Origin of the sequence: Bradyrhizobium sp., assembly GCF_019242285.1 — a bacterium.
Taxonomy (GTDB): Bacteria; Pseudomonadota; Alphaproteobacteria; order Rhizobiales; family Xanthobacteraceae; genus Bradyrhizobium.
Genome location: NZ_JAFAVV010000522.1, coordinates 1 through 14,058, shown reverse-complemented (window position 1 = coordinate 14,058; position 14,058 = coordinate 1). Strand labels below are relative to the sequence as shown.

The following is a 14,058-nucleotide window of genomic DNA, read 5'->3' as shown; positions in this document are numbered from 1 at the left end:
AGGCGTCGTGCGTGGATGCGGCCAACCCTGGCGTCTTCGTCGAAGCAAATGCGGTCGGGAAGTCGGGCGACGAACTGCCGGATGCGCTGGAAGGTGATCCGGTGTTCCTGAGGCGGATGGAGGACATCCGCTGCGCTGCGTCGGTGGCCATGGGCATTGCCGCCGACCCCGACCAGGCGCGGCGCATGACCGGCATTCCGAAGGTCGGCATGGTCTGCGGTCCCCGCAACGGACGTACGCTCTCCGGCCGCAATCTGGCCGCCGCCGAGGCTGATATCTGGGTGCGCATGATCTCGGTCGGCCAACCGCATCGCGCGGTGCCGATCACGAGCTCGATCTGTCTTGCCGTCGCCACGCGCATTCCGGGCAGCGTGCCGGCGGGCCTGTGCAGGTCCGAAGGGCCGATCCGGATCGCGCATCCCTCGGGCATCACGCTGGTCGATGCGCGTGTGAATGCGGTGGAAGGCGGAACAGTGAAGGCCGAGTATGGCGCGGTCTACCGGACGGCGCGCCGGCTGTTCGAAGGCAATGTGGTCTACCGCGCGCCGGCGTGATGGCCGGGGAGAATGGTGATGGCAGGGGAAGCCGGGTTCTCGAGGTTGTTCGCGCCGGGCAAGGTCGGCACGCTCGACGTGCCGAACCGGATCGTGTTCGCGGCGACCAGCTCCGAATTGGCCGACAAGGACGGCTATATCGGCGACGAGGCCGTGGAATTCTATGCCGAGCGCGCGCGGGGCGGGGCGGGCCTGATCGTGGTCGAAGCGACCTATGTGGAGCAGGCGGGCAAGCGGCTGCATCACAACGCCATGGTTCACGACGATCGTTTCATCCCGGGCTTGCGGAAGCTCGCGGACGCGGTCCATGCCGAAGGTGCGAAGATCGCGCTCCAGCTCGCTCATGGCGGCCGCGAGTCCGTTCCCGACGTCTCCGGCTCGATTCCACTGGCGCCTTCGCCGATCCCTTCGCAGTTCACCGGCGTGGGCGATGCGGTGGTGCCGAAAGAGCTGACGGTCGCCGAGATCGATCGCATCGTCGCGCGCTTTGCCGACGCCGCCGAACGCGCGCGGAAGGCGGGTTACGATGCCGTGGAGCTGCATGCCGCGCACGGCTATCTCATCGGTCAATTCATGTCGCCGGATGCCAACCGGCGCGGCGATGATTATGGCGGCGACGTCGAGGGCCGGGCGCGCTTCTGCGTGCGATTGGTCCGGGCGATCAAGCAGAGGCTGGGCGAGGACTACCCGGTCATCGTGCGGATGAACGGACGCGACCACGTCAAGGGCGGTCTCGACATCGACGACGCCGTCGAGATGGCCGTGCTGTTCGAGGCCGCGGGCGCCGACTCGATCAGTGTTTCCGGCGGCGTGCATGCGTCGCGGCCCTACATGATCATTCCCGGCATGTCGGTGGAGCGCGGCTGCTATGCCGGCTATGCCGAGGCGCTGCGCCGCAGGGTCCATGTTCCCGTCATGGTGGTCGGGCGCATCAACACGCCCACGCTCGGTGAGCAGATCCTGGAGGAAGGGCACGCCGAGTTCATCTGTCTCAGCCGTGCCCTGATCGCCGACCCGTATTTTCCTGCCAAGGCGAAGGAAGGCAGCGTCGCCACTATCGCATTGTGCATCGCCTGCAATGAATGCATTGCCACCGTGCATCGCCACAAGGGGCTGGCCTGTACCGTCAACCCGATGGTCAGCCGCGAGTTCGAGCTGAAGCCGCTGTTGGCGAGGAAGCCGGAGGCGAAGCGTCTGGCCATCATCGGCGCCGGTGCCGCGGGGCTTTCTGCGGCGGTCGCCGCGGCCCGGCGCGGCCACGACGTCCATCTCTATGAGAGGGAAGGCGCGATCGGCGGCCAGCTGCTGCTGGCTTACCAGCCGCCACATCGCGAGGAGATCAGGAATGCGCTGGACTACTTCTCGTCCGAGATCGATCGCCTTGGCGTTTCCGTGAACGTCAATCGCTCGTTGTCGGCGGAGGATTTGCGGTCGCTGAAACCGGACGCGATCATCGTCGCCACCGGCGCCGAAGCCGTCAGGCCCGACATCCCCGGCAGCGATCTTCCCCATGTCCTGACCGGCTGGCGCGTTCTGGCGGGGCATGACGACACGGGCGAGCGCTGCGTCGTGGTCGGCGGCGGCCTGGTCGGGATCGAGGTCGCCGATTACCTCGCCGAACGCGGCAAGGCCGTGACCATGCTGGTGCGGTCCAGCCTTCTCAAGAAGGCGGTTCATGCCGACAAGGTGTACTTCCTGGACCGCCTGAAAGCGCTCGACATCGAAGTGGTGACGCAGGTCGAGGTGCTCGCGATCGGGCCCGACTGGATCGAGATCCAGCCGGAAGGCCGGTTGCGGCGGACCTTGCACGGCCTCGACAACGTGATCTTCTGCACGGGATACGCCTCCCGCAAGGCGGAGTCGGGCGGCCTGGAAGGCCTGGGCGTGCCGGTGCACTACGTCGGCGACGTCCGCGGTCCCCGCAAGTTTTTCGAGGCCATCGAAGAAGGAACGTTGACCGCGCTGAAGATCGTCTAGCGCGGCGGATGGCACGGCCGGCATTTTCCATGCCTGTGGCCTGAGGAAATCTGTTAGAAGACCCAGCGGGTTACGGGAGGGGGAGCAGGTCCCGGGTGAATTTCTTCATCCATCTGGAGAGGGCGGGGCAGCTGAGCTGAAGGGCTGGGCTTTCGCGAACCACGATCGGACGTCTCGGATCCGTTCATCGACGTTTTGCGAGTGACGGCAATTTTCGAAAGAATCCCATGAGCGATATTTTGAGCCACAAGGTTTCCGCACGCTCGCTGGTCGATGCACTGGCCGAGCGCATCGAGGCCGCCATCATCAGCGGCGATCTGCAGCCCGGCAGCAAGGTGCGCGAGCAGACGCTGGCGGCGTCGCTCGGCGTCAGCAGGGGGCCGCTGCGCGAGGCCATCCGGCGGCTGGAAGGGCGCAAGCTGTTGCAGCGGACGCCGAACATCGGCGTTCGCGTCACCGCGCTGTCGGCGGCCGATCTCAACGAGGTGCTGCAATTGCGGGAGGTCCTCGAGGGGCTCGCCTGCTCGCTCGCTGCCAGGAACATGACCGACCAGGAGCTGAACGCCCTGGTCGAGCTGCTCAATCAGCATCAGCAGCAGCGCAGTGTCCAGGAAGGGACCGGTTACTATCAGGAATCGAAGGACTTCGACTTCCACTTCCGAATCGTGAAGGGCAGCCGCAATGCGCGGTTGATCCAGCTATTGTGCGAGGACCTCTATTATCTGCTCAGGGTCTACCGCTACAAGTCGAGCACCAAGCCGGGACGAGCCAAGCAGGCGCTGAAGGAGCACAAGGACGTGGTGGCGGCGCTGCTGCGCCGCGACCCTGATGACGCCGAGCGGAAGATGCGGCTGCACATCGCCAACGCGCGCCGCCATGTCGAGGAGCAGATCAAGGAAGCGGCAGGCGCGCAGGGCGAGCACAAGCCGCCGCCCTTCAAGCCGAGAGTCATCACCGGCCGTCAGGGGCGCGGTGACAAGACGGCCGTCCAGGGACGAAAATAGGTCGTCAACTCCGTGTCATGCCCGAAACGCATAAGGCATGCGCGTGACGCACACTGGCCGCCACGCCAAAGCTTTTAATGGTGCGGGAACGAGCAGGCCATCGGCGATTGCATGGGTCGTTTTCGCCGTCTTACCTTCGCTGCAATCATTCCCTTAGTGGCCTGCTGGTCGCTTCGTATCTCGTTCACGACCAAACCGTATACCTGCCGACGCGCCGAGCGACCGCAGGCATGGCATGACTGGTTGTGATTTTTGTTCAACCCAACTTTCGACTCGAAATCGCTTCTCTCGTGCGTCCGTTGGTTGACCGAAAAATTGTCGACAGTTGACGATCGGCATTTGAGTGGAATAGTTTGCAACTCCTTGTTGACGTGAAAATGCGATCGGCGGCCTGCAATGGCCGGTTGCGGGCGTGGGCTGATTGGCTCGAGGAGAAAACGGTGCGGAAGCTTTCCAAAATCGCGATTGTTTCATGCGCGCTGTCGCTGTCGCTGCCCGCGGTCTCGGCGGAAACGCTCAAGCTCGGCGTGCTGGCGACGCTGTCCGGTTCCGGCACGGCCTGGGGAATCGCGATGCAGGGCGCGGCCGAGCTCGCCGCCGAGGACGTCAACAGCCGCGGCGGCCTGGAGGTCGCCGGCAAGAAGTACACGGTGGAGATCACGGCCTATGACGACCGCTACAAGGCGGCGGATGCGCTCACCGCGGTCAACCGCCTGATCTTCGACGACCAGATCAAGTTCATCGTCGGCCCGCTGGGCTCGGCGCCGGCGCTCGCGGTTCTTCCCGTGAGCACCGAGAACAAGGTCATCACCATGACGCTCGCCTTCACGCCGAAGGCGCTGTCGCCCGACTTCCCCTACAGCTTCCGTCCCGTGATCCCGACCGACGTCTTCTCCGATCCGCAGGTGAAATGGGTCGTGGATAAGCTCGGCGCCAAGCGCATCGGCACGCTCTATCCCAACGACGAGTCGGGCCAGCAGGTCTCTATCGCCAACGAGGCCGCCTACAACAAGGTCGGCGCCACCTTCGTCGCCAAGGAGCCGTTCGAGCGGGAGCGGGTCGATTTCGTGCCGCTGCTGACGCGCGTGCTGGCGCAGAAGATCGACGCCTTCGAGCTCGACGGCAATGCGCCGCAGACCGCGGGCCTCTTGGTCAAGCAGTTGCGCGAGCTCGGCTTCAAGGGGCCCATCATCCGGACCGGCGGCGATGCTACCCCGGACATCCTGCAGATCGCCGGCAAGGAGGCCGCCGAGAACATCTATGTGCACCAGGCGGTCGATCCGGCTTCGCCGGTGATGAAGGAATATACGCGGCGCTTCGAGGCCAAATACAAGGTCCCGATGAACGCCTTCAGCCCGTTCTTCTACGCCAATATCCAGGCGCTGTTCTCGGCCATGAAGCAGGCCGGAACCGTGACCGACACCGACAAGGTCCGCGAGACGATGCTGGGCATGTCGAACTTCGCCACGGTGCTCGGCAAGGTGAACTGGACGGGAGAGGCGCAATGGAAGTCCAATCAGCAGCTCGATGCTCCCTTCTATGTCGCGGTCCTGAAGGATGGCGCGCCGCAGATCGTCGCAAGATGCAATCCGACCGAGTGCAAATAGGCCGAGGCCTCTTTCGAGCCTGACGCGGAGACGCGGAGTTGGAGTACGCGATACTGCTGGCGCAGGCGGCCCTCAACGGGCTCGTGATCGGCGCCATGTACGTGCTGATGGCGGTCGGCTTCACGCTGACCTTCGGCATCATGCGCGTGGTCAATTTCGCCCATGGTGAATTCTACATGCTGGGCGCCTTCACGGCGTTCTTCACCTACGTCTATTGGGACATCCCGTTCGTCCTCTGTCTCCTGATCGCGGCGGTGACGATCGGCGTGCTCGGCGCGCTGGTCGAGCGCGCCCTGATCCAGCCGTTCCGCGGCGACGAGACGTCGGCGATGATCGCAACGCTGGCGATCTCGGTGATCATCCAGAACAGCGCGATCGTGATCTGGGGCCCGACACCGCGGCAGATGCCTGATATCGTGCAGGGCACGCTGCTGCTCGGGCCGTTCAGCTTTCCCTGGTCGCGCCTCCTGGTGATCGCCGCCGCGGCGCTGATCTTCGCCGCGTTCTGGCTGTTCATGCAGGCGACGCGCATCGGCCGCGCCATGCGCGCGGTGGCCCAGGACAAGGAGGCGGCGCTGATCCAGGGCATCCGGATCAACACCATCTATCCGCTGGCCTTCGGCCTCAGCGTGGCGCTGGCCGCATTGGCCGGCGCGCTGATGGGTCCGGTGTTCTCGGTGTCGCCCTTCGTCGGCCTGACGCCGATGCTGAAGGCCTTCGTCGTCGTCATTCTCGGCGGGCTCGGCTCGATTCCGGGCGCAGTGGTCGGCGGGCTCCTGCTCGGCCTGATCGAGAGTTTCACCGCGACGATGTTCGGCTCGCTGGTCGCCGACATCCTGCAATTGCTGTTGGTGATCCTGATCCTGCTGGTGCGCCCGGCGGGCCTGTTGGGGCAACGGGAGGTCTAGTTGCTGGAAACCTCCTCGCCGGCGCTTCCCAAGCTCGAGCGGTCGCAAACGGCGGAAAGCCGAAACCTGCGACAGGGCGCCGTCATCGCCGTGCTGCTGGCTGTCGCGATCGGCGTTCCGCAATTCGCGACCAATCAGTTCTATCTTCATCTGGCCAACATGATCCTGCTCAACGCGATCTTCGCCATGAGCCTGGGGCTGATCATGTCGGTCGGACAGATCTCGCTCGGACATGCCGCGTTCGTCGCGGCCGGCGCCTACATCTCGGCGCTGGCGGCGCTCGATTTCAAGCTTCCGCCGCTCCTCGGCATCCTGCTGGCGGGGCTGGTGACGGGATTTTCCGCGGCGCTGCTCGGCAAGGTTCTGCTGCGGCTTCGCGGCGTCTATTTCGTGCTGGTCACCTTCCTGGCCGGGCAGGTCTTCACCCTGATCGCGCTGAACTGGGAGAGCGTGACCCATGGCGCCAACGGGATCGTCGGCATCCCCGCGATCTCGCTGTTCGGCTTTCCGCTCGGCACCCGGCTGCGCTTCTATTACTTCGCGCTCGGCTTGTTCGTGCTGGTGTTCGCGTTCGTCTGGGCGCTGATGCGCTCGCAATATGGTCGCGCGTTCCGTTCGATCGCGGAGAATCTGCGATTGGCCGAGGCGAGCGGGATCGACGTCAGCCGCTATCAGGTGATCGCATTCTCGCTCGGCAGCAGTATCGCGGGGGCGACCGGCGCCGTGATGGTGCACTATGTGCGCTTCCTGTCGCCCGACAGCTTCACCTTCACCGATTCGATCGCCTACATCACCATCCTGGTGGTCGGCGGCCGCCACGCGCTCATCGGATGCCTCCTGGGATCGCTGTTCATGACCCCGCTGCCGGAGGCGTTGCGCGGATTGGTCGGCACCCAGCACATCCTTTACGGCGTGATCCTGCTCGGCATGCTGCTGTTCCTTCCCGAGGGGCTGGTCTCGATCGGACGGCTTTTCTCCAGGGGGTCTTCGCGGGGAACCAGATGAGCGCGCTGCTGGAGGTCGACAGGATCAGCCGCCGCTTCGGCGGCCTCAGCGCGCTGAAAGACGTGTCGTTCGCCGTGAACGAGCGGGAGATCGTCGGCCTGATCGGGCCGAACGGTGCGGGCAAGACCACCTGCTTCAACGTGCTGAGCGGCGTCATGCCGCCCTCGGCCGGCGCGATCCGCTTTCGCGGCGCCAGCATCGTCGGCCGCAGAACGAGCCAGATCGTGCGCGACGGCCTGGTGCGGACGTTCCAGGCGACCACGGTGTTCCCGGCCTCGACCGTGATCGAGAACGTGATGCGTGGCGCGTTCGCGACGACGCCGGTCTCGATGATCGGCTCGATCTTCGGCACGCGCGGTGCACGGGCCACGCTCGCCGCCGCCCGGGCGCGCTGCGAGCAACTGCTCGACCGGCTGGCGCTCTCGCCCTTCCGCGACCGCAACGCCGGCGAGTTGTCCTATGGCGGACAGCGCCGGCTCGGCGTCGCCATTGCGCTCGCGGCCAACCCGAAACTCCTGATGCTGGACGAGCCGGTCGCCGGCCTCAACCCGGAGGAGGCCGCCGATTTCGGCCGGCTGATCCGCCGATTGCACGAGACCGAGAATCTCGCGGTGCTCCTGGTCGAGCACCACATGCGGCTGGTGATGGGACTGTGCCACCGCATCGTGGTACTGGACCACGGCGAGAAGATCGCCGAGGGACTTCCGGCCGAGGTCAGCGCCGATCCCAAGGTCGTACAGGCCTATCTTGGCACCGAGGCGGTGCCATGAGCCACGCGCTCCAGCTCCGCGACATCCATGTCGCCTATGGCAGCCGCATCGCCGTCTCCGGTGTCAGCCTCGACATCGCGCCCGGTCAGATCGTGTCGCTGGTCGGCAGCAACGGCGCCGGCAAGACCAGCACGCTGCGCGCGATCATGGGATTGAACCCGCCGAGCCAAGGGGAGATCCGCTTCGGCGAGTCGCGCATCGACGGCAGGTCGTCGCCCGAGATCGTCGCGCAAGGCATCGCCTTGTCGCCGGAGGGGCGACGGGTGTTTCCGCGCATGAGCGTCCGCGACAATCTCCTGGTCGGCGGCTATCTGCAGCCGCAGGGCGCGGCGCTAAAGGGCGCTATCGAGCGCATGTTCGACCATTTCCCAAAACTTCGGCAGCGCCGGCACCAGATGGCCGGCACGCTCTCCGGCGGCGAGCAGCAGATGCTCGCGATCGCGCGCGCGCTGATGGCGGCGCCGAAGGTGCTCCTGCTCGACGAGCCTTCGTTGGGGCTGGCGCCGATCATGGTGCAGGAGATCGGCCGCCTGATCGAGGAGATCAACAAGGCGCAGGGGCTGTCGATCGTGCTGGTCGAGCAGAACGCGAGCCTGGCGCTGCGGCTATGTCATCACGCCTACGTGCTGGAAAACGGCCGCATCGCGCTCTCGGGGCCGGGTCAGGAGCTTGCGACAAGCGAGTATGTCAAGCGCGCCTATCTCGGCATCTGATGGTTCAACTGGGCTTGTCGAGCCGCAGCGGCTCCGCCAGCTCGCGATCCTCGGCGGCGAAATACAGCCGCACCGCGATGCGCTCCGAACGGCCGACGCCCGCCTTGTCCGCGCTGATCTGGATGTTGTGCGAGGGATTGCCGGTGAAGCGGAAGCGACCCTCGGTATCGGTGGTGACGGCCATCTTCTCGACGAAGGTGGTGAAATTGAACACCCAGAGCCGCACATTGGCATCCGCGACCGGCGTGCCGTCAGCATCGATCACGCGCCCGGTGACGATGCCGTGGTCGTGGGTGGCAACCCAGACGTTCCAGCCGCCGATCACGACGGCCAGCAGCAGCGGCACGATGACGAAGCGGTTGCGGAGCCATCGCAGTCTGCTGGTGCGTGATCGCGCGCTCATCCCTTGGTCGCTCCGGCGGCAAGCCCCTGCACGAACTCCTTCTGCGCCATCAGGAACAGGAGGAGGCCCGGCGCGAGCACCATGATGCAGAAAGCATAGAGCGCGCCGGTGGAATCCTCCTGGTAGGACAGGAAGCGCGCGAGCCCGAGCGGCAGGGTCTGCATGTCCGGCGAGCGCGTCACGATCAGCGGCCACATGAAGTTGTTCCAGGACCAGATGAACGACAGGATCACGTTGGTGGCGGTCGCCGACCGCGCCAAGGGGATCATCACCCGCCAGATGATGGTCCATTGCGACAGGCCGTCGACCCGGGCGGCGTCGATCAGCGAGCGCGGCACCGCATCGAAGCTCGCCTTGTAGACGAAGATGCAGATGCTGGTCGAGAACAGCGGCAGCGACAGCCCGAGATAGGAATCGAGCAGGCCGAGGCGGCCGGTGATCAGATAGGCCGGAATGATGGTGGCCTGGAACGGGATCATCATGCAGGACAGGAACAGCAGCAGCACGAGCTTCTTGCCGCGAAAGCGCTGGGTCAGGGCATAGCCCGCCATCGCGTTGAGCACGACATTTGCCGCGATGGTGATGGCCGAGACCACGACGCTGTTGGCAAAATAGCGCGCGAACGGGATCGCGTACCAGACGTCGATGTAATAGAAGGGATTGGCACCGTGCGGAACGATGCTCGGCGGATAGGCGAAGATGTTCTCGCCGGAGATCGAGGTCTTCAGCACCCAGTAGAATGGCAGCAGCATGACTGCGCTGACCGCGGTCAGCGCGGCGTGAACCGGCCAGGTGCGGCGCTGGCGCATCAGTCGCGCTCCACGGCGCCGGCATTGCCGCCCGACAGGCGGTTGGCCAGGAAGGTGATGCCCAGCAGCAGGATGAAGAAGGTCACGGTGACGGCCGCGGCGTAATCGAACCGGGTCTGGTTGAAGCCGAGCTTGTAGATGTAGGTGACGAGTATCTCCGTGGCGCGTCCCGGGCCGCCGCCGGTCATGACATAGACGAGGTCGAAGCTGGTCACCGAATTGAGCATGCCGATCACGAAGCAGAGGAACAGCGAGGGCCGCAGCAGCGGCACCGTGATGCGGATGAAGCGGTGGAACGCATTGGCGCCGTCGATGCCGGCCGCCTCGTAGAGGTTGCCCGGAATGGTCTGCAACCCCGAGAGAATGATCACCATGTAGAAGCCGAGCATCTGCCAGATGTTGGCTGCTATCACCGACGGCAGCGCCCAGGTGAAGGAGTTGAGGAACGGGATCGGCTTGTCGACCAGATGCGCGGCTCGCGCGACATAGTTGATCAGGCCGACGCGCTCGTCGAACATCCAGCGCCAGATGATGGCGACCGCGACCGTCATCAGCGGATAGGACAGGAAGATGATGGTGCGGTAGACGTCGCGCCCTCGGATGTTGCTGTCGACGAGCAGCGCGAGCCCAAGCGCGATGGCGATCCCGATCGGCGCGGAGGCGATGATGCCAAAGGTATTCCACAGCGCCTGCCAGAACACGTCGTCGTCGAACAGCATCTCCTGGTAGTTGTCGAGGCCGATGAAGACGGCCGGTTTCATCGGCGACCAAGCCTGAAACGACAGCACGACATTCCAGGCCAGCGGCAGGATGCGGTAGAGCAGGAAGATCAGCAGCGACGGGGCGAGGAACGCCCAGATCAGGATCGCCCGCCGCGTCGACTTGCGCAACGCGAGCCCGCTGACCCTCACAAGGCCTGGGCTCGGGTGAGTGCGCGAAGCGGCTGTACGCGGCACGGGATCGCTCACGACCGGCGCAGAACGCGGGCGACGGCGCGCTCGGCGTCGGCGAGCGCGGTCTTGGCGTCCTTGCGGCCGAGCAGGGCGTTCTGGAGCTCCGGCCAGAACGCATCCTTGATCTGCGCATCGTTCGGCAGCGGCCAGTTGCCCGTCATCTTGTCGGTGTGCGCGAGCTGGGTCTGCAGCACCGCGTGTGCGAGCGGATCCTCCTCCTGCACCGCAGCCAGCAGCGCCTTGTCGGCCGCGATATTGGCGGTCAGCACGCGGCGGATGCCGGCGAATTTCGTCGCCCATTTGTTCGATGTCATGTGCTTGATCAGGGCGAAGGCGAGCTCCGGGTTCTTCGAGCTTTTGGAGATGGCAAAGCCGTGGTTGGTCGGCGTCGACCAGTCGCCCGGCATCTCGACCGCGCCGAGACTGTCGCGGTTGATCCAGCGTCCCTGTCCCTTGACGAAGAAATAGGCAGCCGAATGCGCATGCATCATGCCGACCGTGCCGCTGGAGAAGGCGCCGTTCGGCTCGACCCAGCGCCCGGTCCAGGCGATCTTGTTGATGGCGCCGGCTTCGGTCGCCTTCGCCAGCCGGTCGACCACCGCTGCCGCTTCCGGCGTGTTGAAGGCCGGCTTCTTCATCTCCGGCGTCAGCAGTTCGATCCCGTTCATCTTCAGCAACGGCCAGTACAGCCAGTCGAAATTGAGGGTGATGAAGCCGGTCTTCTCGTCCTTGGCCATCGCCTGCGAGAATTTCAGGATGTCGTCGAAATTCGCCGGCGGGGCGGACAGGCCGGCGACATTGAACATCAGCTTGTTGTAGAACAGCAGCGTCTTGGAGACGTAGAACGGAACAAGATAATTCTTCTTGTCATAGACCCAGCTCGACAGGTAGTCGGCGTTGAACAGTTTTGCGAATTCGGGATCCGCCTGAAAATAAGGCGTCAGGTCCAGGATCGCGCCATTGGCGGCCCATTCGACCCAGAGCGCGCCCTGCAGGTCGACGATGTCGGGCGCGGTGCCGGCGACGAGCTGGGTCTGATAGAAGGCCGGCAGGTCCGGTCCCTTCTTGTCCAGCCACTCGATCTCGACGCCGGGATTGGCCGCCTTGAAGTCGGCGAATTCCTCCTTGAACAGCGCTTCCTGGTCGGCGATGTTCCAGGTCAGGATGCTGAGCTTCTTGTTCGATTGCGCATGCAAATAAGCGGGGGCGAACAGGGTGGTCGCCGCTGCGATACCCGTTTTCAGAACCCTTCTGCGGTCCACTGGCCGTTCTCCCTGCATTCTGTTGGCGGCGCGTTCGAGCTGGTCTCTCGGGAGAGAAGCCGGCGAATGAGCGCGGCCGGATTTGATAGTTTGCGGGAATCCTTGTCAAGGAAGCCCGCGCTGCAACAAGCCATCAGCGGTCGCGTCAATTGACAGATCGCCGGAAGCAAGCTCACATCCGTTGGTAAGGACTTTCATGGCGACGGTCGAGTTCAGGCATCTGACAAAACGTTACGGCACGATCGAGGTCGTCCACGGCATCGACCTCGCGATCGCCGACGGCGAGTTCATCGTGCTGGTGGGCCCTTCCGGCTGCGGCAAATCCACGACGCTGCGCATGCTGGCCGGGCTCGAGGACGTCTCCGGCGGCGAGATCAGGATCAACGCCCGCGTCGTCAACGAGGTCGAGCCGCGGGATCGCGACATCGCGATGGTGTTCCAGGATTACGCGCTCTATCCGCATATGAGCGTCTACGGCAACATGGCGTTCTCGCTGCGTTACCGGAACGTCGCGCGGCGCGAGATCGACCGGCGGGTCCGCGAGGCGGCCGCCATCCTGGCGCTCACCGACTATCTCGAACGCTATCCCCGGGAGCTCTCCGGCGGGCAGCGCCAGCGCGTCGCGATGGGACGCGCCATCGTGCGCAAGCCGCAGGTCTATCTGTTCGATGAGCCGCTCTCCAATCTCGACGCCAAGCTGCGCGGGACCATGCGGGTCGAAATGAAGAAGCTGCACCAGCAGCTCGGCGTGACCACGGTCTTTGTCACCCACGACCAGATCGAGGCGATGACCCTGGCCGACCGCGTCGTCGTCATGAACGGCGGCCACATCGAGCAGATCGGCACGCCGGAGGATGTATATCACGCCCCCGCCAGCGTCTTCGTCGCAGGTTTCATCGGCGCGCCGACCATGAACATGCTACCGGTGCAGCGCGAAGGCGTCGACGGATTGCGGCTTGCGGATGCCGGGCTCGTCCGGTTTCCCGGTCTATCGGACGCACCATCCGACCTGGTGCTCGGGGTCCGGCCGGAGGATCTCGAACTCGGCGAGACGCTCAAGGCCGATCGGTTCTCGCTGCCGGCGGCCATCGATGTGGTCGAGCCGCTCGGCGCCGATACACTGGTATTCGCGACCATGGCCGGACATCCGATGGCGGTGCGGGTCCGGCCCGGTCTGCGGCTCCAGCCCGGTCAGCCGGTCCATCTGAGCTTCGACGTCGATCGCGCGCATGTGTTCGACGCTGCAACCGGCCGGCGCCTGCCGGTGGCTCCCGCCTAGAGATTTTTCCGTTCCGATCGAATCGCGCTGCCGCGATCGCGACCCGCGTGCGCAAGGCCACGTTCAGGTCGGGCCTTGGGTTCGAGCCGGGCAGACCAATCCATCCGAGCTTTCACCTTCGATCGCGCCCATGTGCTCGACGCCGCAACGGGCCGGCGGCCGGCGATGGCACGCCAAGGAACCTGGGTTCCCCGTTTTCGTTGATGATCTGGCAAGGTCGGCGGTTTCAGGCGGCCTGCGGCGGCCATGACGAAATCGGTCGCTCGCGAAAGCGTGTCCGTTCGCTCGAATGTAAGCTCGCGCTGCCAGCAAGGTCACGAGGTTCAAAATGGCAATCAGCGCGCTTTCGGGGTGGACCAGCGAGCAGAAGCATGTGGTGGCCGCCAGCTTCCTCGGCTGGTCGCTCGACGCTTTCGACTTCTTCCTGATGGTCTTCGTGCTGAAGGACATCGCAGCCGAGTTCACCACCGACATTTCCAGCGTCACCATTGCCATCCTCCTGACGCTCGCCATGCGCCCGATCGGCGCCTTCCTGTTCGGACGGGCGGCGGATCGGTGGGGACGCCGGCCGACCCTGATGGTCGATGTCGCGCTGTACTCGCTGCTCGAATTCGCCTCCGGCTTTGCGCCCAACCTGACGACATTGATCGTGCTGCGCGCGCTCTACGGCATCGCGATGGGCGGAGAGTGGGGCGTCGGCGCCTCGCTGACCATGGAGACGATCCCGCCGCACGCCCGCGGCTTCGTGTCGGGCCTGCTGCAGTCGGGCTATCCGACCGGCTATTTCATCGCCTCGATCGTCTATGGCGTGCTG

Annotated in this window: 14 protein-coding genes; 10 read left to right on the top strand and 4 right to left on the bottom strand. The window is 65.0% G+C overall.

All coding sequences use genetic code 11. The features are described from left to right. The 8 genes from JOY90_RS20785 to JOY90_RS20750 all read left to right on the top strand — a co-directional run. Positions 1-554, top strand: a 554-nt coding sequence (locus JOY90_RS20785; RefSeq protein WP_291692983.1) for a PrpF domain-containing protein, incomplete at its 5' end; no start/stop codon positions are given. 18 nt (positions 555-572) lie between these two features. Continuing rightward, positions 573-2,531, top strand: coding sequence for an FAD-dependent oxidoreductase (locus JOY90_RS20780; protein WP_291692982.1), 1,959 nt, complete (start codon positions 573-575; stop codon positions 2,529-2,531). A 227-nt stretch (positions 2,532-2,758) separates the two neighbouring features. Then, on the top strand, positions 2,759-3,535 hold the full coding sequence (locus tag JOY90_RS20775; RefSeq protein ID WP_291692981.1) for a GntR family transcriptional regulator: 777 nt from the start codon (positions 2,759-2,761) through the stop codon (positions 3,533-3,535). A 440-nt stretch (positions 3,536-3,975) separates the two neighbouring features. Further along, on the top strand, positions 3,976-5,142 hold the full coding sequence (locus JOY90_RS20770) for an ABC transporter substrate-binding protein (protein WP_291692980.1): 1,167 nt from the start codon (positions 3,976-3,978) through the stop codon (positions 5,140-5,142). Positions 5,143-5,180: 38 nt separating this feature from the next. Next, positions 5,181-6,050: a branched-chain amino acid ABC transporter permease gene (locus JOY90_RS20765; RefSeq protein WP_291692979.1), complete on the top strand. Its 870-nt coding sequence runs from the start codon at positions 5,181-5,183 to the stop codon at positions 6,048-6,050. Continuing rightward, positions 6,051-7,055 carry a branched-chain amino acid ABC transporter permease gene (locus tag JOY90_RS20760; RefSeq protein ID WP_291692978.1) on the top strand — a complete coding sequence of 335 codons (1,005 nt, stop codon included), beginning with the start codon at positions 6,051-6,053 and terminating at the stop codon, positions 7,053-7,055. Further along, the gene (locus JOY90_RS20755; protein ID WP_291692977.1) at positions 7,052-7,825 is read left to right on the top strand and encodes an ABC transporter ATP-binding protein; all 774 of its coding nucleotides are present in this window, start codon (positions 7,052-7,054) and stop codon (positions 7,823-7,825) included. The genes JOY90_RS20760 and JOY90_RS20755 overlap by 4 nt, the downstream gene beginning before the upstream one ends. Next, positions 7,822-8,538, top strand: a complete 717-nt coding sequence (locus tag JOY90_RS20750) for an ABC transporter ATP-binding protein (protein ID WP_291692976.1) — start codon at positions 7,822-7,824, stop codon at positions 8,536-8,538. Before JOY90_RS20755 ends, JOY90_RS20750 begins: the two co-directional genes overlap by 4 nt. Before the next feature lie 4 nt (positions 8,539-8,542). Here the strand turns inward: JOY90_RS20750 and JOY90_RS20745 are convergent, their stop codons facing one another. Genes JOY90_RS20745 through JOY90_RS20730 form a run of 4 tightly spaced genes read right to left on the bottom strand, consistent with a single transcriptional unit; the run spans position 8,543 to position 11,965 of the window. Next, the gene (locus tag JOY90_RS20745; protein ID WP_291692975.1) at positions 8,543-8,941 is read right to left on the bottom strand and encodes a carboxypeptidase-like regulatory domain-containing protein; all 399 of its coding nucleotides are present in this window, start codon (positions 8,939-8,941) and stop codon (positions 8,543-8,545) included. Beyond that, on the bottom strand, positions 8,938-9,750 hold the full coding sequence (locus tag JOY90_RS20740; protein WP_291692974.1) for a carbohydrate ABC transporter permease: 813 nt from the start codon (positions 9,748-9,750) through the stop codon (positions 8,938-8,940). The genes JOY90_RS20745 and JOY90_RS20740 overlap by 4 nt, the downstream gene beginning before the upstream one ends. Further along, positions 9,750-10,706, bottom strand: a complete 957-nt coding sequence (locus JOY90_RS20735) for a carbohydrate ABC transporter permease (RefSeq protein WP_291692973.1) — start codon at positions 10,704-10,706, stop codon at positions 9,750-9,752. The genes JOY90_RS20740 and JOY90_RS20735 overlap by 1 nt, the downstream gene beginning before the upstream one ends. 8 nt (positions 10,707-10,714) lie before the next feature. After that, entirely contained in the window at positions 10,715-11,965 is a 1,251-nt protein-coding gene (locus JOY90_RS20730) for an ABC transporter substrate-binding protein (protein WP_291692972.1), read from the bottom strand. A gap of 196 nt (positions 11,966-12,161) precedes the next feature. On the opposite strand from JOY90_RS20730, the gene JOY90_RS20725 reads away from it, so the two are divergent. Then, positions 12,162-13,244: an ABC transporter ATP-binding protein gene (locus JOY90_RS20725; protein ID WP_291692971.1), complete on the top strand. Its 1,083-nt coding sequence runs from the start codon at positions 12,162-12,164 to the stop codon at positions 13,242-13,244. A 328-nt stretch (positions 13,245-13,572) separates the two neighbouring features. Further along, the coding region (locus tag JOY90_RS20720; protein WP_291692970.1) for an MFS transporter at positions 13,573-14,058 on the top strand (486 nt) is incomplete at its 3' end.